This is a genomic window from Pseudomonas sp. DR 5-09 (assembly GCF_001655595.1).
Taxonomy (GTDB): Bacteria; Pseudomonadota; Gammaproteobacteria; order Pseudomonadales; family Pseudomonadaceae; genus Aquipseudomonas; species Aquipseudomonas pharyngis.
Genome location: NZ_CP011566.1, coordinates 5438258 through 5462481, shown reverse-complemented (window position 1 = coordinate 5462481; position 24224 = coordinate 5438258). Strand labels below are relative to the sequence as shown.

The following is a 24224-nucleotide window of genomic DNA, read 5'->3' as shown; positions in this document are numbered from 1 at the left end:
CATCAAATCCACTCTGCGCGCGGCATTTCATGCTCGGCCAAATTCCTTCAGGAGCAGCGGCATGAGCGTGTACGAGTGGGCGAGGCAGGAAACCCGGCAGAGTCTGGAGATGGCGCAGGAGGTGGGGTTCGATCCGGGCCTGAGCCTGCGCGCTTTGCTCAGTGCGGTGGTGCAGCAGAGCAAGGCGGTGCGCAACGCCGAAGACCTGGCCGACGAGTTGCGCTTTCTGGCGGAAAACCTCGACGACGATCAGGACTACGGCTTCATGCGGCCCTGACGGGATCAGTGACGCGGGTCGAAATCGCCGGAAAACAGTTCGTCCTCGGCATCCGGGGCCACCGGAATCTTGTGCTCTTCCGACGCCCAGGCGCCGAGGTCGATGAGTTTGCAGCGGTCCGAGCAGAACGGACGGTATTTGTTCTCCTGGGTGAATTCCACGGGCGCGCCGCAAGTCGGGCAGTTGACGGTTGGGGTCTGGCTCATGATTGGCCTCCGGATAAAGTCAGGTAAAAGTGATGCAGGCGCTCGACTTCGCTGTGCAGCCAGGCGAGGTCGCGGTCGTTGACCACCACGTCATCGGCACGGCTGACGCGGTCTTCGCGGCTGGACTGGGCCTTGAGGATCGCCTGGACCTGCTCTTCGCTGGTCTGGTCACGCTGCAAGGTGCGTTCGATCTGCAGTTGTTGCGGGGCGTCGATCACCAGGATTCGCTGGGTCATCGCGTATTGCCCGGATTCGATCAGCAGCGGCGAAACCAGAATCGCATAAGGCGATTTTGCCAGCGCCAGGTGATGGGCGATTTCTTCGGCGATCAGCGGATGCAGCAGCGCTTCGAGCCAGCGCCGTTGCTCCGGCACCTCAAAAATCAGTTTGCGCAGGGCTGCACGATCCAGCGTGCCGTCGGCCTGCAACACATCGGGGCCGAAGTGTTCAGCGATCTTCGTCAGCGCCGGGCGGCCCGGTTCGACCACCCAGCGCGCCGCGTGATCGGCGTCCACCACGTGGATACCAAGATCAATGAAGTGCTGGGCGGCGGCGCTTTTGCCGCTGCCGATGCCGCCGGTCAGGCCGAGAATCCAGGGTTTTTCCGCAGGGGTATTCATTTCAAACCGACAAACTGCCAATAGAAGCCGGTTATTTGACCACCCCAGAGCAAGGCAATCCAGCCGGCAATTGCCAGATACGGGCCGAAGGGGATCGGCGTCGAGGTTTTCTGGTCGCGCAGCTTGAGCAAAATCACCCCGAGCACGGCGCCCACCAGCGAGGACAAGAGGATGGTCAGCGGCAGAATCTGCCAGCCGCCCCAGGCCCCGAGCAGCGCCAGCAGCTTGAAATCGCCGTGACCGATGCCGTCCTTGCCGGTGAGCAGTTTGAACAGCCAGAACACCGACCACAGCGCCATATAGCCCAGCACCGCGCCCCACAGGGCGTCGTGCAGCGGCACGAACAGCTCGAAGCTGTTGACGATCAGCCCCAGCCACAGCAGCGGCAGCACCAGCACGTCGGGCAGCAATTGATGTTCGGTGTCGATCAGGCTCATGGCCAACAGGCCCCAGGTCAGCACGATCAACAGGCACGCCGGCCAGCCGAAACCCAGGTGCCAGGCGATGAACGCAGAGAGCAGGCCACAGGCCAGTTCGGTCAGCGGGTAACGCTTGCTGATCGGTGCGCTGCAACTTGAACAGCGCCCGCGCAGGCACACGTAACTCAACAGGGGAATGTTTTCCCACGCACGGATCCGGTGGCCACAGTGGGGGCATTGCGAGTGCGGGAGCATCAGGTTGTAGGTGGGCAATGGCGATTCACCGGGCAGGCCCAGTACATCGTGAGCCTGCTGGCGCCATTCGCGCTCGAGCATTTTCGGCAGGCGCCAGATCAACACGTTGAGGAAACTGCCCACCACCAGCCCCAGCAGCAGGGCGGCGACGACAAAGGCCAGCGGATACAGGCTGAGGAGTTCGTCGATAGGCATGTCAGATCGCTGAGCCGAGTTGGAAGATCGGCAGGTACATCGCCACCACCAGACCGCCGACGATCACCCCCAGCACCACCATGATGAACGGCTCCATCAGGCTGGTAAGGTTGTCGACCATGTTGTCCACTTCGTCCTCATAGAAACCTGCGACCTTGTCGAGCATCTCGTCCAGTGCGCCGGACTCTTCGCCGATGGCGGTCATCTGCACCGCCATGTTCGGAAAGATGCCGGTGGAGCGCATCGAGAAATTCAGCTGCATGCCGGTAGAGACGTCCTGGCGGATGCGCAGCACGGCACGCTTGAACACCACGTTGCCGGTGGCACCGGCCACCGAGTCCAGCGCTTCCACCAGCGGCACACCGGCGGCGAAGGTAGTCGACAGGGTCCGGGCAAACCGCGCCACGGCGGACTTGTACATCAATGTGCCCACCAGCGGCAGCTTGAGAAACCAGGCGTCGCGTCGATCGCGCAGGGCCTGGGATTTTTTCAGGGCATGGCGGGTGCCGAAAAACGCGGCCACCAGCGCACCGAGAATCGCCCACCACCATTGCTGCATGAATTCGGACAGGCTGATCACCATCAGCGTGAAGGCCGGCAGTTCGGCACCGAAGCCGGAGAACACCGACTGAAACTGCGGCACCACCTTGACCAGCAGAATCCCGGTGACCACCGCCGCCACCAGCACTACGGCCGACGGGTAGGTCATGGCCTTCTTGATCTTGGCCTTGAGGCTTTCGCTCTTTTCCTTGTAGGTCGCGACCCGTTCCAGCAGGGTGTCGAGGGCGCCGGACTGCTCGCCGGCATCCACCAGGTTGCAGTACAACTCGTCGAAATATTGCGGCTTCTTGCGCAGCGCGGCGGCGAAGCTGTTACCGGCGGCGACCTCCTGTTTCACCTCGTCCACCAGCTTGCGCATGGCCGGGTTTTCGAAGCCTTCGCCAATGATGTCGAACGACTGCAACAGCGGTACGCCGGCCTTCATCATGGTCGCCATCTGCCGGGTGAACAGGGCAATGTCCTGGGCCTTGATGCGCTTGCCGAAGCTCAGCAGCGAGGCGGATTTCTTGCGCACCTTGCCGGGGTTGATGCCTTGCTTGCGCAACTGAGCCTTGACCAGTGCGGGGTTTTGGCCGCTCAACTCGCCGGTTACCTTGCTGCCTTTACGGTCCGTGCCTTCCCAGGCGTAGACGCTGACTTTTGCTGCCTTGACCGCCATGTTCAGTCCTTGGTGACCCGGTTGATTTCTCCAAGGCTGGTAATGCCTTGCATGGCCTTGATCAGGCCCGAGGTACGCAGGTCATTGAAGCCGTCCCGGCGCATCTGGGTATCGATTTCCAGTGAGTTGCCCTCGGCCATGATCAGCCGTTGCAGATCGGGGGTGTTCTTTACCACTTCATAAATCCCCACGCGACCCTTGTACCCGCCGTTGCAGTGATCGCAACCGGCGGGCTCATAGATCGTGAAATGGCCGATGCGTTCCTCGGGGAAGCCTTCCTTGATCAGGGTCTCGCGTGGGATCTCGATGGGTTTCTTGCAGTGGGTGCAGAGTTTTCGCGCCAGACGCTGGGCAATGATCAGGCTCACCGAGGTCGCGATGTTGAAGCCGGGGATGCCCATGTTGTGCAGGCGGGTGAGGGTCTCTGCTGCGCTGTTGGTGTGCAGGGTGGACAGCACGAGGTGACCGGTCTGGGCGGCCTTGATCGCGATTTCGGCGGTTTCGAGGTCGCGGATTTCGCCGACCATGATCACGTCCGGGTCCTGACGCAGGAACGAGCGCAGGGCCTGGGCAAAGTCCAGTCCCTGACGGGGATTGACGTTGACCTGGTTGATGCCTTCCATATTGATCTCCACCGGGTCTTCGGCCGTGGAGATATTGATGTCGACGGTATTGAGGATGTTCAGCCCGGTGTACAGCGACACGGTCTTGCCCGAGCCGGTGGGGCCGGTCACCAGAATCATGCCTTGCGGCTGTTTGAGGGCGGCCATGTACAGGTCTTTCTGCTCCGGCTCGTAGCCGAGGGCATCGATGCCGATCTGGGCGCTGGACGGGTCAAGGATCCGAATCACCACTTTCTCCCCCCAGAGGGTGGGCAGGGTGTTGACCCGGAAATCGATCGACTTGCTTTTCGACAGACGCATCTTGATCCGCCCGTCCTGGGGTTTGCGTCGCTCCGAAATGTCGAGGCTGGCCATTACCTTCAAGCGTGCAGCGATGCGCCCGGCCAGTTGAATCGGCGGCTTGGCTACCTCACGCAGAATGCCGTCGGTGCGCACCCGCACCCGGTAGTTCTTTTCGTAAGGCTCGAAGTGCAGGTCGGACGAGCCGCTCTTGATCGCGTCCAGCAGCATCTTGTGAACGAAGCGCACCACCGGGGCATCGTCGGCGTCGATTCCGCCGAGGGTGTCCTGCTTGCTGTCGTCGACCGATTCGATGTCCAGCCCGTCGAGGTCGACATCGGCCATCTCCTCCAGGCCGGTGGCGTGGGTGTCGAAGAATTTTTCGATGGCGTCGGTGAGCTTGTCGTCCTCGACCAGAATGGCTTCGGTGCTCAGTCCGGTGCTGAACTGAATGTCGTTGATCGCCTGATGATTACTCGGGTCGGAAATCCCCACGAACAGTTTGTTGCCGCGTCGCCAGAGGGGCAGGGCGTGGTGCTGGCGCACCAGTTTTTCGCTGACCAGGCCTTTGGGCTGGGTTTCCTTGTCGAGGCAGTTGAGGTCGAGAAATGCCATGCCGAAATGCTCCGAGGCAATTTCCGCGACCTGCCAGCTCTTCACCAGTTTGTTCTGCACCAGGTAACTGACCAGCGACAGGCGATTGCGCTGCGCCTGTTGCCAGGCTTGCTGGGCACTCTTTTCCGTGAGCAATTCGGCCTGGACCAGTTGCTTGGCCAGACCGCTCAGAGCGATGTCATTCATGGGGTTTCCACGTGCTTGCCGTTCATGACTTATAGCCTAGTCAAGTGACAGCGCCATACACGTGGAGTGCGGGTGACAAAAAGTGTCAGATAGTGCGGTTACGGGTTGTAGGAATCGGCATGTCAGCCGGATGGCGCCCAGCGGGTATGGGCTGCGTGCGTTTGGCACGGGCTGTGCTGAGTCCTGAACAGATCATGAGATTTCGACTCATGCATGGAGCGTGTCTATGAATAAACAACAGGGTTTCACTCTGATCGAGCTGCTGATCGTCGTGGCGATCATCGGTATTCTCGCCACTGTGGCGCTGCCGCAGTACTCCAAATATCAGGCGCGGTCGAAGGTGACGGCGGGGTTGGCGGAGATCAGTGCGATGAAGGTGCCGTTCGAGGACACCATCAACCAAGGTACCGCTCCGGATATAACCAATGTGAATGGCGGTACAGCCGCCACCTCCAACTGTACGTTGACGGTTACAGGCACCGCGGCGACTGGCGCTGGCACCATTACATGTACGCTGGTTAATGCACCAGGTCCGGTCCTGGGTAAAACCATTACGCTCACCCGCTCTGGCGCGGCCACGGGTGCCACGTCGGGTGTCTGGACATGTGCCTCGACGGTCAACAATGAATACGCGCCGAGAGGTTGCCCTGGCAGTGGCGCTTGATACATAAGCTGACAGCAGGAATGCCCCGCAATGCGGGGCATTTTTCATTGCGCGACACTTCACAAAAGCTTCAATAATTTCAGGCTGTTAGGAACTTTCCGGAAAGCCGCAACTTGCATGTATATATTTCACGACTCATGCAATTTGCATGATTCCGAAAAAATGCAACATTTATAAGTTATTGATTTATAAGGTTTTAATCTAATTTTGAAAGTTGGCACAGCGTTCGCAATATCTCCAGTAACCCTGCTGACAAGACAACCAGCAGACTTTCCAGAAAAACAGGAGTTACTCGTATGAAGAAGTTCGCTATCACTGCCGCTGCTGCTACCGCGCTGACCCTGACCATGGCTTCGGGTGCATTTGCTCAATCGACCCAGACCACTCAGGCTCCAATGACCCTGGCTGCCGGTGAAGTCACCAAGGCTAAAGAAGCTACTTCCGATACCTGGATCACCACCAAAGTCAAAAGCGACCTGGTAACCGAAAAAGGCATTCCTGGTACCGACATCAAAGTTGAAACCAACAAAGGCGTGGTTTCCCTGTCTTCTGACGTCGCGATCACCGAAGCTCAGAAAACCACCGCTGTGAACATCACCAAGAAAATCAAAGGCGTGAAAGCGGTGTCCGCTGACGGCCTGAAAGCCGAGTAAGGCAAGACTTCTCGCCTGGACCGGGAGAAGACGCGACAGGCGGGCCGAGCAATACGTCTGCCGCACTTTAGAGTTCATGCGACCGGCCACACGGAATGTGGCCATTACAGGCCCCGGCATTCATGTCGGGGCCTGTTCTATTCAGGGGCCGGAAAAGGCGGGGAAGGTCAGTTGCCGCGCTTGCTGTTGATCTGCTTCAGGCGATTGCCTTCAAAACGCAGGTATTGATACATGCCGTTGTTCGGGCCGTAAGTCCATTCCTCGACCTGAAACTCTTCACGACGGTTGGCGCTGCGTTTGAAACCGAGCAGATCGCGACCAACCGGCTCGCCACATTTTTGCAGCACCTCGCTGGCGCGGTCGCCAAGGCTCACCAACTGGCTGCCGCAGCGCAGGGTATCGGACGCCGCAGCCTGACTGGCGAGAAACACCAGCCCCAGTGCAGCCAGCCACTTTGGGTTCATCACTCGGCATCCAGATGCATTTGCGTCACCACCCGGCCGTCGCTTTCCGCTTCGCCGAGGTTGGCGTCGATGAAGTACACACGATCGTCCGCCAGTTGGCCCTTGTCCACCAGATAGTCTTTGATACTGCTGGCACGGTCCTGACCGAGCTGGCGCAGCAGCACGTCGCTGGAGCTCCAGAACTTGATCACGTCGGCGCGCATTTTCGCGGTGCGTTCTTCCTTGCCCAGGTCCTTCCACTCGGCCGGTGGCTGGGTTTTCAGGCGGGTGCGATAGATGCCCTCGAGCAGTGGGCCTTTTTCGTTATCCGGGACCTGGATCAGCGAAGCCTGCGCCGGCACCTTGTCGCCACGGCGCTGGAGCATCTTGTAGTAGTTGTACTGGTATTCACGTTCCAGGCGCTGTTCGGCGAGCAACGGGCCATCACTGCTTTTTGCCGCAGTGCCTTCGATTTCCAGGCGCAGGGCCGGACGTTCCTTCAGCGCTTGCGACAGCTTCACCAGCGCCGCTTCGGCGTCTTTGCTCAGGTCGCTGGAACCCGGTGCAAAGGACACGGTGCCGAGGTCTTCCGAGCCGCCACCGCTGACCAGACCTCCAATCAGCTTGAACGGTGCGGCGGCAGCCTTGACGATCAGGTTGCGCAGGGTCTGCCAGACAATCGGCATTACGCTGAATTGCGGATTGTTCAGGTCACCGGTGACCGGCAGTTCGATGGAAATCTTGCCGTCGACGTCCTTGAGCAGGGCGATCGCCAGTTTCAGCGGCAGGCTCACGGCATCCGGGCTGTCGACTTTCTCACCCAGTTGCAGCTGCTCGACCACCACTTTGTTCTCGGCCTTGAGCTGGCCTTTGGTGATCAGGTAATGCAGGTCGAGGTTGAGCCGGCCCTTGCGGATGCGGTAGCCGGCGAACTTGCCGGAGTAGGGCGTCAGGGTGGTCAGTTCGACCCGTTTGAAACTGGTGGCGATGTCGAGGCTGGCCATCGGGTCGAACGGGTTGACCGCGCCTTTGATGGTCACTGGCGCATAGCGGTCGACCTTGCCCTTGATGTCGACGCTGGCCGGTTTCGCCTGACGGCTGTCGATGGTGCCGATCTGGCCGTTGAGCTGCTGGATCGCGGTGGCGAAGTTGGGGGTCAGGCTGAAGTCGGCGAAGTTGGCCGAGCCGTCGTTGATCGCGATGCCGCCGATGTGAATACCCAGCGGTTTGTCATTGCTCGCCGGTTTCGCCGCGGCGGTCTTCGCCCCGGAATCGGCCGGCTGCGGAATGAGCAGGTCGTCGATGTTGGTGGTGCGATCATCGTTGATCATGAACCGCGCATACGGCTGGAACAGGTTGACCCTGTCGATCGACAGGCTGTCGCCATGTTGATAGTTCAGGCCTTCGACCACCACTTGCTGCCACTTCAGGAAGTCGCGGGTTTTCAGGGTGTCGAGGGTGTGCAACTGATCGATCTGAGCACGACCGGTGACGCTGAGGGCCAGCGGGTCAGTGCTTTTGAGGTTCACTTTCAGGTCGCTGCCGAGCATGCCGCTGCGCAGTTCGAGGCGAATGAACGGGTTGATGTAGGACTGCGCGACCCGCAGGTCGATGTCCTGGGTTTTCACGTTGAGCTGCGCGGTGACCGGCGCCAGGTTGACCACGCCATCGGCGCTGATCTTGCCTTGCTTGCCCAGCCCGGTGTCGAGCCTGAGGTTGAAGGGCGAGCCGTTGAGGCTGTCGAAATTCTGCAGATCGACGTTCAGCGGCGTGACATCCAGCGTGACTTCCGGCTTCGCCGAACGGTCGGCCAGATGCACTTTGTAGTCACGCAGTTGCACGTCCTTGATCAACACTTGCCACGGTTTGCTCGGCGCGGTCGGTTCGGGTTTCGGCGAGTCGGCTGCCGCCGGTGTGTTCGCAGGTTCGGCAGCCGCTTTTGCGGCGGGTTTCGACGGCTGGCTGGCGAACAGTTTTTGCCAATCCAGTTGGCCGTCCGCTTCAAGGGCTGCCCAGGTTTCCAGTTTCTGACTGCGGATCTTGCCGACCACCACTTGCTGCTTGGCCAGGTCCACCGTGGTGTCGCTGACGTCGAGACGCTCGAGTTTCGCCAGCGGGCGTCCGTCCGGCGCCTTGATGGCGAACGGCGCGATATTGACCGCCACGTTGCTCAGCAGCAGTTCGGTTTCCTTGGACAGGTTGAGCTTGTAGTCGGTGCTCAGGCTGACGACCCCGTTTTCCAGCACCAGTGGCACGGCATCACGCACGTAGGGCCAGAAGGCTTTCATTTGGCCGTCGGTGATCTTGAGCGTGCCTTCGGAAGCGATCGGGATCAGGCTGAAGTTGCCTTTCCAGTCGATCTGCCCACCGGCCGGGCCGATCGCGACGAGGGTCATGTCGGCGTTGTCTTCGGGCAGGGTGCTGAGGTTTTTCAGCTCGAAGTCGAGCTTGTCGTACAGAAATTCGATCGGCTCGCTGGGCCGCGCATCCACAAAATGCAGATTGCCGCCGGCCAGCTGGATCCGGTCGATGCGCAGCGGAAACGGTTTGGCGTCGGGATCGGCCGGGGTGGGCTCGCTGGCGGGGAGCTTGAACAGACCGAGGAGATTGAGCTGACCGTCCTTGGCGAACAGGATCTCGGTTTTGGATTTTTCCAGTTCGATGTCGGACAGATGCAGGGCTTTGGTCCACAGGCTGTCGAGTTGCAGGTTGGCGTACAGACGTTCGAAGCCGACCTGTTCCTTGCCCGGCTCGCCGATCACCAGGCCCCACAGCGTGAGTTCAAGGCTGAACGGGTTGAGTTCGATACGTTGCAGATGCGCCGGCACCGTGGCGTAGTTGGCCAGTTGCTGATTCACCACCCTGAGCGCAATGCCCGGCAAAATCAGGAACCCCAGCAGGCTGTAGAGGGCCAGGGCAGTCAACAGGGCGCCAATCGCGCGAATCAATCCTTTGGGCATGTGCGGCTTCATCTGTCTGAATCGGAGTGCCTTGGAGTATGGCACGCGATTCCGGTTCCGAAGCAATTGCCCATGCTCAGGATTGTTCAGATTTTTCCGTGGGAAATTTCCTTGGCAACGCTTAGAGCTGAAGGATCAAGGTCTTCAGCGGTGGCTGCTGATCCAGCGACGGGAAGTCGTGGCCCGGGGTCATCACGCTCCACTCACGCACCGGCCGCCCGGCTTTTTCGGCGCAGCGCAGCACCTGTTCGCGCCAATCGTCCATGCTGACTTTCGCCAGATTGTTGCAGCAGATCAGCACGCCATTCTCGGCGGTGGTCAGCAGGGCCGGCTTGAGCAGGCTTTGATAATCGCGCAGCAGGTCGACGGTGCCGAACGCGCTCTTGGCCCATGCGGGCGGGTCGAGCAGCACCAGATCGTACTGGCGCTGTTCGAGGCGTTGATAGCTCGGCAGTTTCTGCCCGCGACGCTGGCTGATCGGCAGGCCGGCCAGTTGGCGGATGGCCGGGAAGTAGTCGGACTGGATGAATTCCATGGTCGGCAGGTGCGGATTGAGCTGGCCGTTCTCGCGGCCGACTGCCAGATTGCCCTCGGCGAAATCCAGGTTGCACACCTCGCGCGCACCGCCGGCCGCCGCGCTGAGACCGACCCCGCAGGTATAGGCGAACAGGTTGAGCACACTTTTGCCCTTGGCGTGATCCTTGACCCAGCCGCGGGTGTTGCGCAGGTCGAGGAACAGCAGCGGATCCTGCCCGGCGTGACGTCCGCGCACGCGATAGTTCAAGCCCCATTCGTGGCCGACCAGATCGGCCAGCGCGGCGTCGTCGGCGCGGTAGACGCTGTCTTCACGATCGATCCGTGAGTTGCCACGGGAGCGGTCGTTGTAGACCAGCAGGGTTTCCAGGCCAAGAGTCTGGTTGACCATGGCGTGCAGTTGCAGCAGGTCTTCACGCGCCAGGGTCTGGTGGAAGCTTTGCACCATCAGTTGCGGGCCGTAGCGGTCGATGGTCAGGCCGCCGGCGCCTTCCTGGCTGCCGTGGAACAGCCGATAGCAGTCGGTGCCCTGGCGGTGCAGCTCGGCGAGCAGATCCTGGCGTTGATCGAGAGCGGCGCGCAGCGCCAGGTTCAAGGAAGACATGCGGGCGCCTTGCTGGAGGGAATCGGGGCGCGGGAGTTTAGCAGCAACTTGGCGGCAAGCGGCGAGCTTCAAACTTGAGGCTCGCCGCTTGCCGCTGCTCCTATTGGTTCAAGCGTTTATCGATCAAGCCCTGCACCACGCTCGGATCCGCCAGGGTTGAGGTATCGCCGAGGCTGTCGAGCTCGTTGCAGGCGATCTTGCGCAGTATCCTCCGCATGATCTTGCCCGAACGGGTCTTCGGCAGGGCCGGGGCCCACTGGATCAGGTCCGGTTTGGCGAAGCTGCCGATTTCCTTGCTGACGTGGGCCAGCAGTTCTTTCTTCAGTTCATCGCTGGGCTCGGTGCCATTCATCGGTGTGACGAAGGCATAAATCCCCTGGCCTTTGACGTCGTGGGGATAGCCGACCACAGCGGCCTCGGCGATGCTGTCGTGCAGCACCAGCGCGCTCTCTACCTCGGCGGTGCCGATGCGATGGCCGGAGACATTGATCACGTCGTCGATGCGCCCGGTGATCCAGTAATCGCCATCCTCGTCACGGCGGGCGCCGTCGCCGGTGAAGTAGTAACCGGGGTAGGGCTTGAAGTAGGTGTCGACCATGCGCTGCGGGTCGCCGTAAACGCTGCGGATCTGCGCCGGCCAGCTCGACTTGATCGCCAGCACGCCACTGCCGGCGCCCTGGATTTCCTTGCCGTGTTCATCGAGCAGCACCGGTTGTACGCCGAACATCGGTTGGGTGGCGCAGCCCGGTTTGATCCGCTGGGCGCTGACCAGCGGGCTGAGCATGATGCCGCCAGTTTCGGTCTGCCACCAGGTATCGACGATCGGGCAGCGCTGTTCGCCGACTACGTTGAAATACCATTCCCACGCTTCCGGGTTGATCGGCTCACCGACACTGCCGAGCAACCTGAGGCTTTCGCGCGACGTTTCCTGCAAGGGGCCCGCACCTTCACGCATCAACGCGCGCAGGGCAGTGGGGGCGGTGTAGAAGATGTTGACCTTGTGTTTGTCGATCACTTGCCAGAATCGCGAAGTACTCGGGTAGCTCGGCACGCCTTCGAAGATCAGTGTGGTGGCGCCGTTGGCCAGCGGCCCGTAGACGATGTAACTGTGGCCGGTGACCCAGCCGACGTCGGCAGTGCACCAGAACACTTCGCCGTCGCGGTAGTCGAGCACGTACTTGAAGGTCATCGCCGCCTGCAGCAGGTAACCGCCGGTGGTGTGCAGCACGCCCTTGGGTTTGCCGGTGCTGCCGGAGGTGTAGAGGATGAACAGCGGGTCTTCTGCGTCCATCGGTTCCGGCGGGCAATCGTCGCTGACGTCGCGCACGGCCTGGTGATACCAGAGGTCGCGGCCTTCGACCCAGTCGACGTTGTTCTGGGTGCGCTCGACCACCACGACGGTGCTGACATTCGGGCAACTCTGCAGGGCCTTGTCGACATTCTGTTTCAGTGGCACGAATTTGCCACCGCGCACGCCCTCGTCGGCGGTGATCACGGTGCGGCAGTCGGCGTCGAGAATGCGGTCACGCAATGAGTCCGGGGAGAAACCGCCAAACACCACCGAATGAATCGCACCGATCCGCGCGCAGGCAAGCATCGCGTAAGCGGCTTCGGGGATCATCGGCATGTAGATGCACACCCGGTCGCCTTTCTTCACGCCACGGCTTTTCAGCACGTTGGCCAGGCGGCAGACGTGGTGATGAAGTTTGCTGTAAGTGATTTGTGTCGATTCGGCAGGGTCGTCGCCTTCCCAGAGGATGGCGGTCTGATCGCCGCGCTTTTCCAGATGGCGGTCAATGCAGTTGTAGCTGACGTTCAGCTTGCCACCGGTAAACCAGGCGGCTTCGCCGGTCTTCAGGTCATAGCGCTGGACGGTTTGCCACGGCGTGCTCCAGTCGAGGAAGCGGGTGGCCTGTTCGGCCCAGAAGGTACTGGGGTGTTCAATCGATTCGCGGTACAGGCGCTGGTAGTCGTCCTGACTCAACTGTGCAGCCCGGCGGACGGCATCGGCTTTGGGGAACGTGCTGATATCGAACATGACGGTTCCTTATTCTTGTTGTGCGACAAGGGTAAAGATGCGCCGAGAGCGGGGAGGGTTCAATACCTGTAAACAAACACCCCCTCATGGCGAGGGGGTGTGTTCGGGGCTGGATCAGCCGCGGTGACGGCCGCGGAAGTAGTTGATCAGGCCTTGGGTGGAAGCGTCTTCGGCGGCGGTTTCTTCGCTGCCGACCAGACGGTTGTACACGCCTTTGCCCAATTCCTTGCCCAGTTCCACGCCCCACTGGTCGAAGGCGTTGATGCCCCAGACCACGCTTTGCACGAAGACTTTGTGTTCGTACATCGCCACCAAAGCGCCGAGACGGCGCGGGCTGATGCGCTCGACCACGATGGTGTTGCTCGGACGGTTGCCCGGGATCACCTTGTGCGGTGCCAGTTTCTGCACCTGGTCTTCGCTCATGCCCTTGTCGCGCAGTTCCGCTTCGGCTTCCGGCAGGGTCTTGCCGAGCATCAGCGCCTGGCTCTGCGACAGGCAGTTGGCGTACAGCCACTGATGGTGGTCGGAGACCGGGTTGAAGCTGACGATCGGCACGATGAAGTCGGCCGGGATCAGTTGGGTGCCCTGGTGCAGCAGCTGGTGGTAGGCGTGCTGACCGTTGCAGCCGACGCCGCCCCAGATCACCGGGCCAGTGTCGGTCGACACCGCGGTGCCGTCCTGACGCACGCTCTTGCCGTTGGATTCCATGTCCAGCTGTTGCAAGTGCTTGGTGATGTTACGCAGATAGTGGTCGTACGGCAGGATCGCGTGGCTTTGCGCGCCCCAGAAGTTGCCGTACCACACGCCGAGCAGGGCCAGCAGCACCGGCATGTTCTGTTCGAACGGCGCGCTCTGGAAATGCTGGTCCATGGTGTAGGCACCGGACAGCAGTTCCTTGAAGTTGGACATGCCGATGGCCAGCGCGATTGGCAGGCCGATGGCCGACCACAGCGAGTAACGACCGCCGACCCAGTCCCACATCGGGAAGATGTTTTCTTCGCGGATACCGAAGGCCACGGCTGCCGCGTTGTTGCTCGATACGGCGATGAAGTGGCGATACAGCTCGGCTTCTGAACCACCCTGGGCCAGGTACCAGGCGCGTGCGGCCTGGGCGTTTTTCAGGGTTTCGAGGGTGTTGAACGATTTCGACGAAACGATGAACAGCGTGGTCTCGGCGCGCAGTTTTTGCGTCAGCTCGTGGAACTCGCTGCCGTCGATGTTCGCCAGGTAATGGCAACGCACGCCTTTCTGGGCGTAGGACAGCAGGGCTTCGGAAACCAGCTCGGGGCCGAGGAACGAGCCGCCGATGCCGATGTTCACCACGTCAGTGATCGGCTTCTCGGTGTAACCGCGCCACAGACCGTCGTGGATGCGGCCCACGAGATCGGTGATCTGGTTCAGCACCTTGTGTACTTCAGGCATCACGTTGACGCCGTTGACCGACAGCTTGTCGCCGACCGGGCGACGCAGGGCGGTGTGCAGCGCCGGACGGCCTTCGGAGGAGTTGACGATTTCGCCGTCGAACAACGCCTTGATCGCGCCCTTGAGATCGACTTCATTGGCCAGACCCACCAGCAGGTTGCGGGTCTCGGCGTTGATCAGATTCTTCGAATAGTCGAGAAACAGTCCGCAGCTGCTGAGAGTGAACTGATTGAAGCGCTGCGGATCGGCGTTGAAGGCTTCGCGCATGCTGAAATCCTGCATGGCTTGGCGGTGATCTTTCAACGCTTGCCAGGCAGGCAGAGCGGTAACGTCATGAGGAGTGCGGTAGTACGCCATCGCTGCGGTTTTCCTTTTTACTTGAACGGCCTTTTGAACTCTGAAAAGACCTCCCCGCCATGTTTGGGCGAGGGGGCAACTGCGTCGACACGATTACTTTGGCGCAGGGCGAATACAGTAAACCCAGCGCCGCGATCTGTCTTGGCTTTGTCTGACCTGTTTTCGGTACTTTTTTAACATTGATAACAGACGGGGCCGACAGACGGCGAGTAATGCGAGCAAGTCCCTGCTTTTGCGCGCAGTGGAACGGCGGGCAGTTTGCCCGATGGTCAGGTGCTCAGCAATACAGTCTGGAAGTGGGTACAGACGCTGTGGGAGCGGGGTTGCTTCCACAGCGTCTGCCGGTGTTCAGGCGGGGGTATCGAGATTCAGATGCAGGTTGTCGATCAACCGGGTGGTGCCGAGGAAGGCCGCGACCAGAATCACCAGATCGCGATCCTCTGCCGTTGCCGGACGCAGGGTCAGGGCGTGGCGGATTTCCAAGTAGTCAGGACGCAGGCCGGCGGCTTCCAGTTGCTGGCGTTGCGCCTGGATCAGGGCAGGGAAGTCGCGCTCGCCTTGCTTGATCGACTCGGCAATGCTGCTCAGGGTGCGATAGACCACCGGCGCCACGGCGCGCTGTTCTTCATTGAGGAAACCGTTGCGCGAGGACAGCGCCAGACCGTCGGCGGCGCGTACGGTCGGCTCGCCGATGATCTGGATCGGCATGTTCAGGTCGTGCACCAGCGCGCGGATCACCGCCAGTTGCTGGAAATCTTTCTGGCCGAAGATCGCCAGGTCCGGCTGGACCATATTGAACAGCTTGCTGACCACCGTCGCCACGCCTTCGAAGTGCCCCGGACGGCTGGCGCCGCACAGGCCTTCGGAGAGTTGCGGCACGCTGACCCGGGTCTGACCGGCCATGCCGTCGGGGTACATTTCTTCGACGGTCGGGGCGAACAGCAGATCGCATCCGGCTTCCAGCAGTTTTTCCTGATCCGCCGCCAGGGTGCGCGGGTACTTGTCGAGGTCTTCGCCGGCGCCGAACTGCAGCGGGTTGACGAAAATGCTCGCAACCACGAAGTCCACTCGCTGTTTGGCCTTGGTGATCAGCGCGATGTGGCCGCTGTGCAGGTTGCCCATGGTCGGCACGAAGCCGATGCGCTTGCCTTCACTGCGGGCGCGCGCCACGGCGGCGCGCAGTTCACGTACGGTTTTGACGGTGTTCATGCAGAGAATCCGTGTTCGATCCCGGGGAAAGTGGCGGCTTTGACTTCACTGACGTAAGCCTTCAGCGCGGACTGGATGCTGTCCTGACCCTGCATGAAGTTCTTCACGAACTTCGGCACGCGGCCGCTGATCGACAGGCCGAGCATGTCGTGCAGTACCAGCACCTGACCGTCGGTGTCGCTGCCGGCGCCAATGCCGATCACCGGAATCTTCACGGCCTGGCTGATTTCCGCCGCCAGTTCGCTCGGCACGCATTCGAGCAACAGCATGGCTGCACCGGCCTGCTCCAGCGAGATCGCGTCGGCGCGCATCTGGCGTGCCTGGTTCTCGTTGCGACCTTGCACTTTATAGCCACCGAGAATGTTCACGGCTTGCGGGGTCAGGCCCATGTGGGCGCAGACCGGCACACCGCGCTCGGCCAGCAGGCGGATCGAGTCCGCCAGCCACAAGGCGCCTTCGACCTTGACCATGTGCGCGCCGGCCTGCATCAGCAGGGCGCTGTTGGTCATGGTTTGTTCGAGGGTGGCGTTGGCCATGAACGGCAGGTCGGCCAGGATCAGGGCATCAGAGTTGCCGCGTTTGACGCTGGCAACGTGGTAGGCCATTTCTGCGGTGGTCACCGGCAGGGTGCTGTCGTGACCCTGCAGGACCATGCCGAGGGAGTCGCCCACCAGCAGCACTTCGACACCGGCCTCGTTGCAGGCGTGGGCGAAGGTCGCGTCATAGCAGGTCAGCATGGTGATCTTTTCACCTTTCTGCTTGAGGCTCTGGAGCGTGGTCAGGGTGATGGCTGGCATGTAAGAAATCCTCGTTCAGGCGCTTTGGAAACTACTGCGAGTAACGCGCGTGATTCGTCATCTATTCAGGCGCACGCTCTTTCGTCGTGCTTATAAGGCCTGGATTGCGCCCTTGTATGCCGGGTTGGCGGCAGCGGGACGCCTATAGTCGTGATGAGGCCTCAGGAAGTCAATTGCATGTGTTACCGCATTGTTACGAGGGGAGTGTTACCGGCGTTACTGATGCGATTCAGCGGGCCGGCGGGCCTGATCTGCGGTTTTTTTGTCCGACAAAAACCGGGATTTGGACAGGTCGATGTGGAGCGGGCTTGCTCGCGAGGGCGCCGTGCCAGTCAGCATCTTATTGAGCTGATACACCGCATTCGCGAGCAAGCCCGCTCCCACAGGGGATAGATGTCAGGGGTGGGGAAGGCGTTCGAGGCCGACGAACGGGCAGGCGGCGAGAAGATCCGCAAGAGTGCGGCCATCGGCCAGACGCAGATCATCGGGAGCCAGTTCGGCCAGGGGATAGAGAACGAACGCGCGTTCCTGCATGTGGTAATGCGGGACTTTCAGGCGCGGTTCATCGATCAGGCGATCACCGAATAACAGAATGTCCAGATCCAGCGTGCGCGGGCCCCAGCGCTCCAGACGTTCGCGGCCCTGATCGTTTTCGATGGCTTGCAAGGCATCGAGCAGATCCAGCGGGACGAGCGCGCTGTCGAGCGCGGCAACCGCGTTGGTATAACGCGGTTGCCCCGGCAGCAGGGAGTCGCTTTGGTAGAAGGCAGACACACCGACCAGTTCGGTATCGGGCAATTGCCCCAGCGCGTCGACCGCGCTGCGCAGTTGTTCGGCCGGGTCAGCCAGGTTGCTGCCCATGCCGATGTAGATGCGTTCCATGCCTTATTCGCCCGTGGCGCTCGGTGCGCCGGCGCGTTTGCGCTTGGAACCGCTGCTGCGGCGACGCTTGCGCGGTGCACCACTGGCGTCATCACCCTTACCGCTGAGGTCACGGATCATGTCGCGACGTTCGCTGTCGTTGGCGTCCTGATAATCGGTCCACCATTCGCCCAGGCCATCGGTCTGCTCGCCGGCGCTTTCACGCAACAGCAGAAAATCGTAGCCGGCACGGAAGCGCGGGTTGTCCAGCAACAGGTCGGCACGTTTGCCGCTGCGGCGTGGCAGGCGTTCCTGCATGTCCCAGATCTCGCGGATCGGCATGGTGAAGCGTTTTGGAATTGCAATGCGCTGGCACTGTTCGGCTATCAGTTCGTGAGCGCCTTCCTGCATCGCCGGAATCGGCGGCATGCCGCGCTCTTGCAGACGCAACACGCGGGCCGGCAGGGCAGGCCACAGCAGGGCGGCGAACAGGAACGCCGGGGTCACCGGTTTGTTCTGCTTGATCCGCAGGTCGGTGTTGGTCAGTGCTTCGCTGATCAGCGTGTGGGTGTATTCCGGGTTGTGTTCCAGCGCATCGGCACTGGCCGGGAACAACGGCGCGAACAGTTGCAGGTCGACCAGCATCTCGAAGGTGATGGCACCGTGACCGGAGAGGAACAGCTTGAGCACTTCCTCGAACAGTCGGGCCGACGGAATCTCGCGCAGCATCGGCGCCAGTTCGCGGATCGGCTGGACGGTGTGCTTCTCGATACCGAAATTGAGCTTGGCAGCGAAACGCACGGCCCGCAGCATCCGCACCGGGTCTTCCTGGTAACGTTTCTTTGGGTCGCCGATCAGGCGGATCAGGTGGTTGCGGATGTCGTGTACGCCGTTGGCGTAGTCGAGGATGCGCTCGCTGACCGGATCGTAATACAGGGCGTTGATGGTGAAGTCGCGGCGTTGCGCGTCTTCTTCCAGGGTGCCGTAGACGTTGTCACGCAGAATGCGCCCGCTCTCGTTGCGCGAGGACTGGTTGCTGTCTTCGTCGTCTTCGTTTTGCGGGTGATTGGCGCGGAAGGTCGCGACTTCAATGATTTCGCGGCCGAAATGGATGTGTACCAGCTTGAAGCGGCGGCCGATGATCCGCGCATTGCGGAATTCGGCACGAACCTGCTCGGGGGTGGCGCTGGTGGCGACGTCGAAGTCTTTGGGCGTGATGCCCAGCAGCATGTCTCGCACGCAACCGCCAACCAGGTAGGCCTGGTAGCCGGCGCCCTGCAGACGTTCGACGATGTTGACCGCGTACCGGCTGAATTGGGCCTTTTGCAGCGAATGTTGGCCGCTGTTGAGGACTTCAGGCGTGCTACGGATGTGTTGCGTACGACGCAGGGGAGTTCGGAATGACTGGAACAGCTTCTTCAGCATGGGATGCACTGTTTGAAGGAATGTTCGGCCATACCAGAGAATGACCGCATGATGGGCCGGGATTCTAGCATTTAGTCGAGGGATGGTGTAGGACGCTGCCGTTTTGCGCTGCAAGCCGCGGGCTAGAGGGGTGTAGGGGCGTATGAAGGAGAGATTTGCCGTAAAGGAGAAACTACAAGGGGAGCCGAAGCTCCCCAAGAAGTAGTTGCGTGCTCTTTTTATTATTGATTCGGGCTTCTTGTTTTTGTTGAGTGCCCTCGTCATGAAGCTTTTCCTTCATGACCCTCCCAATCGGGAGCCAAGAGCAAACGGATTGCTTTGGTCGCTGTGTTGCAGTGATCTTGCGATCCAACCAGTACAGGCTCTGTCTTAAGACAGTTTTTGTTGTTCTCGGCCTGGTCGTGGGGCTAGCCCCAAATACAACGCCTCTCCAAAAGAATCAGTTAGCTGCGCCTCTCGCCGTCTTGTTTTTATTGTGCGTGAGTCGATTCGTCTTATTTTTATTGTCTTGTGCATTGCTTGTTATTGTTCTTGTACCAAACATATAGCAGGTGCCGTGCCAACTTTTGCGAACCCCAATAAAACAAGGGGTTAGGTCGATATAACCGTTTTCGCAGGGCGAAAAAAAGCCGGGATTTCGTTACCGATAACCCCGGCTTCTGTTACGTGAAAAGACTGAGGTAACAGTTTTTTCACTTCTTTAGCGGTTACCCGCACACTCGACAGGTAACGTTCAGCTCTCGCTGGCGACCCCGGTCTTGCGCCGCGGAATGCCCAAACGCTGACGGCGTTCCCACAGGCATTTGCGGCTGACGCCCAGTTTGCGCGCCAGTTCGGTCTCGGTCATGTGGTCCTGATGCTCGAGCACGAAATGCTGGAAATAGTCTTCCAGTGACAGGTCTTCCGTCGGTTCGTGGCTGCTGTTGCTGGCGTTACCGGACTGTTGAGCCGGCAGGCCGATGAATTCGTCGTCCTCCAGATCGCCCAGTTCGATGTCGATGCCCAGCAGGTCGGCAGAAATTTCCGGGCTTTCGCTCAGAATCACCGCGCGCTCGACGGCGTTTTCCAACTCCCGCACGTTACCCGGCCAGGAATAGTGCCGGATCGCCTGCTCGGCATCGGCGGCAAATTTCAGGTCGGTGCGGTTGATGCGCGCGCTCTGACGAGCGAGAAACGCATTGGCGATTTCGTTGACGTCGGCGCCGCGCTCGCGCAGGGCCGGCAGTTTCAACGCGATCACGTGGAGGCGGTAGTACAAGTCTTCACGGAACTGGCCGATTTTCGCCAGGCTCTTGAGGTCACGGTGGGTCGCCGCGATCAAGCGGACATCGACTTTTTGTGACTGGACCGAGCCCACCCGGCGAATTTCGCCTTCCTGCAACACGCGCAGCAGGCGAGCCTGAGCTTCGAGTGGCAATTCGCCGATTTCGTCGAGGAACAGCGTGCCGCCGTCCGCCGCTTCCACCAGACCGGCGCGACCGGCGCTGGCGCCGGTGAACGCACCTTTTTCGTGGCCGAACAGTTCGGACTCGATCAGGCTTTCCGGAATGGCGGCGCAGTTCACCGAGATCATCGGCGCCTTGGCGCGTTTCGACAGGTTGTGCAGGGCGCGGGCCACCAGTTCTTTACCGGTGCCGGACTCACCCTGGATCAGCACGTTGGAATCGGTCGGCGCGACTTTACGGATCTTGCCGTAAAGATCCTGCATCGGCGGACACGAGCCGATGATGCCGATTTCGCCGTTGCTGTTGTCGATGGCGGATTTGCCGCTGCCACTGGCCGGTTTGGCAGCAGCTGCCTCGCCGGCGGCAGGCGCCGATTGGCGATCACGCAGGATCCGCGCGACAGCCTGAAGCATTTCATCGTGGTCGAAAGGCTTGGCAATGTAATCCACCGCGCCCATCTTCATCGAGTCGACCGCCGAGCGCAGGCTGGCGTAGCTGGTCATGATCAGCACCGGTGTGCCCTGGCCGAGCTTGATCAGCTCGGTGCCGGGAGCGCCCGGTAGTCGCAGGTCGCTGACGATCAGATCGAATGTGGGAATACTGAAGCGTTCTTGTGCTTCCTGCACTGAACCGGCTTCGCTGACCTGGTACTGGTTGCGTTCCAGCAGGCGGCGCAAGGCGGAGCGGATAATGGTTTCGTCTTCGACGATCAAAATGTGCGGCATTGATTCGATACTCTCGACGGTCTCAGTTCACAGCGGACGTCGCTTCGACATGACGCGGCAATGTCACCCGGATACGGGTGCCGCGCTGGCTCTGAACATCAGCCGGGCTGTCGATGGTGATTTGTCCATAATGCTCTTCAACGATGGAATAGACCAGTGCAAGGCCCAGACCGGTGCCTTCGCCAGGATCCTTGGTGGTGAAGAAGGGTTCGAACAATCGATCCATGATGCTCGACGGAATACCGCTGCCTTCGTCTTCGACGATCAGATCGACCGTGTGTTCGCCGGCTTCGCTCTTGACCCGCACCGCACTGCCGGCAGGCGAGGCGTCGCGGGCGTTGGAGAGCAGATTGATCAGCACCTGGGCGAGCCGCTGCGGATCGCCTTCGACCCAGTGATCGGGATCGCACAGGTTATAGAACTGGACTTCGAAATTGCGCCGGTTGAGGGCCAGCAGGCCGATGGCGTCCTGGGCGACTTCCGCCAGACAGACGGGCTCGTCGCTGTGCTGATGGCTGCCGGCGTGGGCGAAACTCATTAACGACTGGACGATGCGCGACACGCGTTTGGTCTGCTCGAGGATCTGGCCGCTGATTTCCGTCAGCTCACCGTCCTCTTCGCGCTCTTCGCGCAGGTTTTGCGCCAGGCACGCGATGCCGGTGATCGGGTTGCCGATTTCGTGGGCCACACCCGCCGCGAGTCGGCCGATGCTGGCCAAGCGCTCGGAGTGCACCAGTTTGTCTTCGAGCATTTGGGTTTCGGTCAGATCTTCCACCAGCAACACCAGGCCGCTGTTGCCCGGTGCCAGCGGCTCGTCGATCGCCGCTTTGTGCAGGTTCAGCCAACGGGTCTGGCCGTCGAGGGCCAAATGCTGTTTGTGCAAATGCTCATCCGGCAGATGGATGAAGCCTTGCAGCAGATCTTTCCACGGATTGGCGATGGTACTCAGGCGCGAGCCGACCACCCGTTGCGCAGCAATTCCGGTCAGCTCTTCCATGGCCTTGTTCCACATCAGGATCTCCTGATCCTTGGCCAGCGAGCAGACGCCCATCGGCAGTTCCTGCAGGGTCTGGCGGTGGTAGCGGCGCAAGGCGTCGAGTTCGGCGGCCAGCCCGGTCAGGCGCGAGTGGTAGTCCTCGAGGCGGCTTTCAATGAAGTGGATGTCTTCGGTGACGTAGTTTTCACCGCCAGCCTTGTACGGCAGAAAGGTTTCCACCATGTCCTGGGCGACGCTCGGGCCCATCAGGCCGGAGAGGTTGGCTTCGATCCGGTCACGCAGGCGGCGCAAGGCATAAGGGCGGCGTTCGTCGAAGGGCAGATAAAGGTCGCGCAGGGCCTGTTCGACTTCTTTCTGCGCAGCCTTGGCGCCCAGCGGCTTGGCCAGTTGCGTGGCGAATTCCTGCGGGGAGGCTGCGTGCAATTCGCGGCGTTGCGGGCGACGTACGTTGTCCACCGCGCAGGCTTCGGCGGCGCTGGCCTCTTCAGGGCTGGCATTGGTGAACAGCGAAATCAGCGTGAACATCAGGACGTTGGCCGCCAGCGAGGCGATGGCCGCCATGTGCCAACTGGTGTCGTCCAATACGTAAATCATGTTCAGCAGCGGAATGTAGAAACCTTGCAGGTTGCCGACCAGCGGCAAGAGCATGGTCACGACCCACACGACAATCCCCGCCAGCAGACCGGCGATGAAGCCACGGCGATTGGCGGTCGGCCAGTACAGCACCGAGAGCACACCCGGCAGGAATTGCAGGGTCGCGACGAAGGCGACGATGCCGAGGTTGGCCAGATCCTGCTCGGCGCCGAGCATCAGGTAGAAGCAGAAACCGGCCATGATGATCGCGACGATCAGCGCCCGGCGGGTCCATTTCAGCCAGCGATAGATGTTGCCCTCGGCCGGCGGCTGGTAGAGCGGCAGCACCAGATGGTTCAGGGCCATGCCCGACAGCGCCAGCGTGGTGACGATGATCAGGCCGCTGGCCGCCGACAGTCCGCCGACATAGGCCAGCAACGCCAGCGACTTGCTGTTGGCGGCGATACCGATGCCGAGGGTGAAGTATTCCGGATTGGTGGTGGCGCCGAGTTTCAGGCCGGCCCAGAGAATCAGCGGCACGGCCAGGCTCATTAACAGCAGGAACAGCGGCAGGCCCCAGCTTGCGCTGACCAGCGAGCGCGGGTTGAGGTTTTCGGTGAAGGTCATGTGATACATGTGTGGCATCACGATCGCCGAGGCGAAGAACACCAACAGCAACGTGCGCCACGGGCCTTCCTGCAACGGCGTGTGCAGGGCGGCGAGGGCGGTCTGGTTCTGCAACAGCCACAGTTCAAGTTGCTGCGGGCCGTCGAATACGCCGTATAGCGCGTAGAGGCCAACGCCGCCAAGGGCCACCAGTTTGATCACCGATTCGAAGGCAATCGCGAATACCAGTCCTTCGTGCTTTTCACGGGTGGCGATGTGACGGGAGCCGAAGAAGATCGTGAACAGAATGATCAGCGCACAGAACGCCAGGGCCACGCGATTCTGCACCGGTTCGCCGGTGAGGATGCCAATGGAGTCGGCCACCGCCTGAATCTGCAACGCCAGCAACGGCAAGACGCCGATCAGCATGAAAATCGTGGTCAGCGCACCGGCCCAGGTGCTGCGAAAGCGGAAGGCGAACAGGTCCGCCAGCGACGACAGTTGATAAGTGCGGGTGATCTTGAGGATCGGATACAGCAGCACTGGCGCCAGCAGAAACGCGCCGGACACCCCGAGATAACTGGACAGAAAGCCATAGCCGTACTGATAGGCCAGACCCACCGTGCCATAGAACGCCCACGCGCTGGCGTAGACCCCCAGCGACAGGGTGTAGGTCAACGGATGGCGAATGATCGCCCGCGGGATCATGCCCCGTTCACTGATCCAGGCCACGCCGAACAGCGCGGCCAGGTAGGCGGCGCTGATCAGCAGCATCTGGGTCAGGCTAAAGCTCATCGGCATCTTTTTGGCTCTGCAGGATGAAGGTCACGACAATCAGGATCAGCCAGAGCAGATAAGGGCGATACCAGGCGCCCGTCGCGTCGATCCACCAATCCATGATGGCGGGAGAAAACAGGTAGATCCCCACGACCAGAAGCAGGACCAAGCGATAGATGTACATCCCGGCCTCTCTTTTTTATGCGCGTGCCCGAAAACGTGCGGCGATGGTAACGGATG

At 60.9% G+C, this 24224-nt stretch carries 20 protein-coding genes; 3 read left to right on the top strand and 17 right to left on the bottom strand.

Features of this window, described 5'->3' with window-relative positions; genetic code table 11:
• Positions 1 to 61: 61 nt before the first annotated feature.
• The gene (locus PDR5_RS24530) at positions 62 to 277 is read left to right on the top strand and encodes a hypothetical protein (RefSeq protein ID WP_007959584.1); all 216 of its coding nucleotides are present in this window, start codon (positions 62 to 64) and stop codon (positions 275 to 277) included.
• A gap of 5 nt (positions 278 to 282) precedes the next feature.
• On the opposite strand, the gene yacG is transcribed toward PDR5_RS24530, so the two are convergent.
• Genes yacG through pilB form a run of 5 tightly spaced genes read right to left on the bottom strand, consistent with a single transcriptional unit; the run spans position 283 to position 4894 of the window.
• Positions 283 to 483, bottom strand: a complete 201-nt coding sequence (yacG, locus tag PDR5_RS24525; RefSeq protein WP_064599495.1) for a DNA gyrase inhibitor YacG — start codon at positions 481 to 483, stop codon at positions 283 to 285.
• Complete coding sequence (gene coaE, locus PDR5_RS24520; protein WP_064599493.1) at positions 480 to 1103, bottom strand: dephospho-CoA kinase; 624 nt, start codon at positions 1101 to 1103, stop codon at positions 480 to 482. The genes yacG and coaE overlap by 4 nt, the downstream gene beginning before the upstream one ends.
• Positions 1100 to 1972: a prepilin peptidase gene (locus PDR5_RS24515; protein WP_064599491.1), complete on the bottom strand. Its 873-nt coding sequence runs from the start codon at positions 1970 to 1972 to the stop codon at positions 1100 to 1102. The genes coaE and PDR5_RS24515 overlap by 4 nt, the downstream gene beginning before the upstream one ends.
• 1 nt (position 1973) lies before the next feature.
• Positions 1974 to 3191 carry a type II secretion system F family protein gene (locus PDR5_RS24510; RefSeq protein ID WP_064599489.1) on the bottom strand — a complete coding sequence of 406 codons (1218 nt, stop codon included), beginning with the start codon at positions 3189 to 3191 and terminating at the stop codon, positions 1974 to 1976.
• 2 nt (positions 3192 to 3193) lie between these two features.
• The gene (gene pilB / locus PDR5_RS24505; RefSeq protein WP_064599487.1) at positions 3194 to 4894 is read right to left on the bottom strand and encodes a type IV-A pilus assembly ATPase PilB; all 1701 of its coding nucleotides are present in this window, start codon (positions 4892 to 4894) and stop codon (positions 3194 to 3196) included.
• 226 nt (positions 4895 to 5120) lie between these two features.
• Between pilB and PDR5_RS24500 the strand changes: the two genes are divergently transcribed.
• Positions 5121 to 5558 carry a pilin gene (locus PDR5_RS24500; protein ID WP_064382076.1) on the top strand — a complete coding sequence of 146 codons (438 nt, stop codon included), beginning with the start codon at positions 5121 to 5123 and terminating at the stop codon, positions 5556 to 5558.
• 296 nt (positions 5559 to 5854) lie between these two features.
• Positions 5855 to 6211: a BON domain-containing protein gene (locus tag PDR5_RS24495; RefSeq protein ID WP_011335977.1), complete on the top strand. Its 357-nt coding sequence runs from the start codon at positions 5855 to 5857 to the stop codon at positions 6209 to 6211.
• Between the two features lie 167 nt (positions 6212 to 6378).
• Here the strand turns inward: PDR5_RS24495 and PDR5_RS24490 are convergent, their stop codons facing one another.
• From PDR5_RS24490 to PDR5_RS29770, 12 genes are all read right to left on the bottom strand, one after another.
• Positions 6379 to 6675, bottom strand: coding sequence for a DUF2845 domain-containing protein (locus tag PDR5_RS24490; protein WP_064599485.1), 297 nt, complete (start codon positions 6673 to 6675; stop codon positions 6379 to 6381).
• Positions 6675 to 9626 carry a DUF748 domain-containing protein gene (locus PDR5_RS24485; protein ID WP_064599483.1) on the bottom strand — a complete coding sequence of 984 codons (2952 nt, stop codon included), beginning with the start codon at positions 9624 to 9626 and terminating at the stop codon, positions 6675 to 6677. Before PDR5_RS24485 ends, PDR5_RS24490 begins: the two co-directional genes overlap by 1 nt.
• A 109-nt stretch (positions 9627 to 9735) precedes the next feature.
• A complete protein-coding gene (locus tag PDR5_RS24480) occupies positions 9736 to 10752 on the bottom strand; it encodes a class I SAM-dependent rRNA methyltransferase (protein WP_064599481.1) in 1017 nt (338 codons plus the stop codon).
• Positions 10753 to 10852: 100 nt separating this feature from the next.
• Positions 10853 to 12790: an acetate--CoA ligase gene (gene acs / locus PDR5_RS24475; protein ID WP_064599479.1), complete on the bottom strand. Its 1938-nt coding sequence runs from the start codon at positions 12788 to 12790 to the stop codon at positions 10853 to 10855.
• A 114-nt stretch (positions 12791 to 12904) separates the two neighbouring features.
• On the bottom strand, positions 12905 to 14569 hold the full coding sequence (pgi, locus tag PDR5_RS24470) for a glucose-6-phosphate isomerase (RefSeq protein ID WP_039771644.1): 1665 nt from the start codon (positions 14567 to 14569) through the stop codon (positions 12905 to 12907).
• Between the two features lie 348 nt (positions 14570 to 14917).
• Positions 14918 to 15778, bottom strand: coding sequence for a pantoate--beta-alanine ligase (gene panC / locus PDR5_RS24465; protein WP_064599477.1), 861 nt, complete (start codon positions 15776 to 15778; stop codon positions 14918 to 14920).
• The gene (panB, locus tag PDR5_RS24460; protein WP_064599475.1) at positions 15775 to 16575 is read right to left on the bottom strand and encodes a 3-methyl-2-oxobutanoate hydroxymethyltransferase; all 801 of its coding nucleotides are present in this window, start codon (positions 16573 to 16575) and stop codon (positions 15775 to 15777) included. Before panB ends, panC begins: the two co-directional genes overlap by 4 nt.
• Positions 16576 to 16971: 396 nt before the next feature.
• Complete coding sequence (folK, locus tag PDR5_RS24455) at positions 16972 to 17457, bottom strand: 2-amino-4-hydroxy-6-hydroxymethyldihydropteridine diphosphokinase (protein ID WP_064599474.1); 486 nt, start codon at positions 17455 to 17457, stop codon at positions 16972 to 16974.
• 3 nt (positions 17458 to 17460) lie between these two features.
• The gene (locus tag PDR5_RS24450) at positions 17461 to 18861 is read right to left on the bottom strand and encodes a polynucleotide adenylyltransferase PcnB (protein ID WP_064599472.1); all 1401 of its coding nucleotides are present in this window, start codon (positions 18859 to 18861) and stop codon (positions 17461 to 17463) included.
• Between the two features lie 733 nt (positions 18862 to 19594).
• Positions 19595 to 21031: a sigma-54-dependent transcriptional regulator gene (locus PDR5_RS24445; protein ID WP_064599470.1), complete on the bottom strand. Its 1437-nt coding sequence runs from the start codon at positions 21029 to 21031 to the stop codon at positions 19595 to 19597.
• A 22-nt stretch (positions 21032 to 21053) separates the two neighbouring features.
• Complete coding sequence (locus tag PDR5_RS24440) at positions 21054 to 24008, bottom strand: sensor histidine kinase (protein WP_166742304.1); 2955 nt, start codon at positions 24006 to 24008, stop codon at positions 21054 to 21056.
• Entirely contained in the window at positions 23992 to 24168 is a 177-nt protein-coding gene (locus PDR5_RS29770) for a hypothetical protein (protein WP_003176118.1), read from the bottom strand. The genes PDR5_RS24440 and PDR5_RS29770 overlap by 17 nt, the downstream gene beginning before the upstream one ends.
• Between the last annotated feature and the right edge of the window lie 56 nt (positions 24169 to 24224).